Annotated in this window: 1 protein-coding gene; it reads left to right on the top strand. The window is 51.9% G+C overall.

Features of this window, described 5'->3' with window-relative positions:
• The first annotated feature begins 51 nt into the window (after positions 1-51).
• Complete coding sequence (locus BM225_RS21490; RefSeq protein WP_092465542.1) at positions 52-1,056, top strand: hypothetical protein; 1,005 nt, start codon at positions 52-54, stop codon at positions 1,054-1,056.
• Positions 1,057-1,627: the final 571 nt, after the last annotated feature.

Here is a 1,627-nt window from a genome sequence, read left to right as displayed (position 1 = left end):
TGAAACGCGCCCCTCGCAGCCTTCAACACCATGTTTTATATAGGAAATATAATGGTCAGGACAGCGAAATCAGCGCCTTACTTGGGAAATGTGGGCTTCATTGTGCTTGTTGAAAGCGAGATAAGCAGAACACGTGTTCTTAAGCACTGGCCTACCTTTCGAAGACGCCTGGCTACCTTTTCGCACGCAGCCTTGTTGGCGAGGGAAGCCGAGAACAGAGTTGATGTTGAACATTTTTCTGCGTGGTCCATGGAAAAGCACGGGCAACGTTTCTATCTCCAGAACCTAATAGATTTGCGTTCTGAACCTCGTTGGCTCCCCGACTATGCCGATCCCTATCAACTAAAACAGGAGCTTCTTGGTAGGTTGTATAATGCCGTGGGGAGCGTGTCGCGGGGGCTGCCTGACGGACCGCTTCGTCACACCCTCGACCCACAGAACTCTGAAAGCAGTTTCAATCGGACACGGACACTAAAGAGCTCCTTTCCTGGCCCACTTGAAGGATCTGACTCATCGCTTCGAAACCCAATTCCCAAGGAATTGGAAGACGCACTGGATGAAAGCCTATCGTGTGGTGTGTTAACAGCAAAAAGCGTCACTGTGCTGATAAACGCCACTGGTCTCTTTCGGGTTGGGAATGAAAAAGCCGAAAAAGCCGTAGAATTGATAAGGGCAAGCAATTTTCGTTTTGCAGAAAATATGGGTGATGCGGAAAAGTTCTCGTTTGTTCATGGCCTTGCGGAGGTTGCAAGCCGCTTGCGAAGTCAAGGCCTCGCGAGAAGTGTGAGGGCCGTGGCACGCTCACATCGAGATGAACTCAGTGTTGAGAGGCGATACAGTGAGGAAGTAATCGTTTGTTTGGTTGCGGCTGGCGCGTTTGAAGAGTTCGATGCATGGAGAGAGTTTCTGGGCAGCTGGCTTAAAGAGCTATGTTTCAATGTGAGTAAAGGTGACGCAGCTGCACTGGAAGCTTCTGTTGAGATGATTTGTTCAATAGAACCACGCCTCCGTGCCGAGCTCGGAGCGGGGCTGGCTGCACTTGCTTCAATCCGTTGAGCAGCTTTTTAGTTTTCGAGAGACTCGGGACAGCGCTGGGTTTTTAGGGACGCATTTTCATTGCGAGCAAGTTAGGTATCGATCACCAAACCGAAATCGGCAGCAGGCCATTGGTCGGGTCATCAATGTCTGCTTCTGAGAAAATCTTGCTCAAACATGGTTCACGCAGCGAAAGTCCGCTTTCCGCCGGGAGTGACGTCTGCCGACTGTGAGCACACGCTTCCGGCGCTGCGCCGCCGCAAGTCCGCTCTCAGCCCAAAATGGACATTCGTTTTGTACCCGCATCGGATCGCCTCACCTGTCGGCCGGGCGGATTGCGGACATTCACGGCTCTCGCAAATCGCTCTATTTCTGAAGCAGAAGCGGGCAAAACTATTCGTCTCGTGCTCGTGCGTGAAGCGTCGCTCGTCATTTGCTCTCGCAGTCTACTCCATTAAAAAGTCGGACACCCCTGTTGGGCCAAAAGCTAGGTTCATCGTATGCGACGGCCATACCCCATTGATTTGATGTGTTCCTGAGAGTTGGCCGTCCTGCGAGAAGGTCTGCGTCAGCAGATGGAGGTTTCGCATGG

Origin of the sequence: Donghicola eburneus (assembly GCF_900115865.1) — a bacterium.
Taxonomy (GTDB): domain Bacteria; phylum Pseudomonadota; class Alphaproteobacteria; order Rhodobacterales; family Rhodobacteraceae; genus Donghicola; species Donghicola eburneus.
This window is presented reverse-complemented; position numbering and strand designations above follow the sequence as displayed.

Coding starts and splice junctions, on each gene's coding strand:
- BM225_RS21490 (WP_092465542.1), top strand. CDS start 52: ATGGTCAGGACAGCGAAATCAGCGCCTTACTTGGGAAATGTGGGCTTC.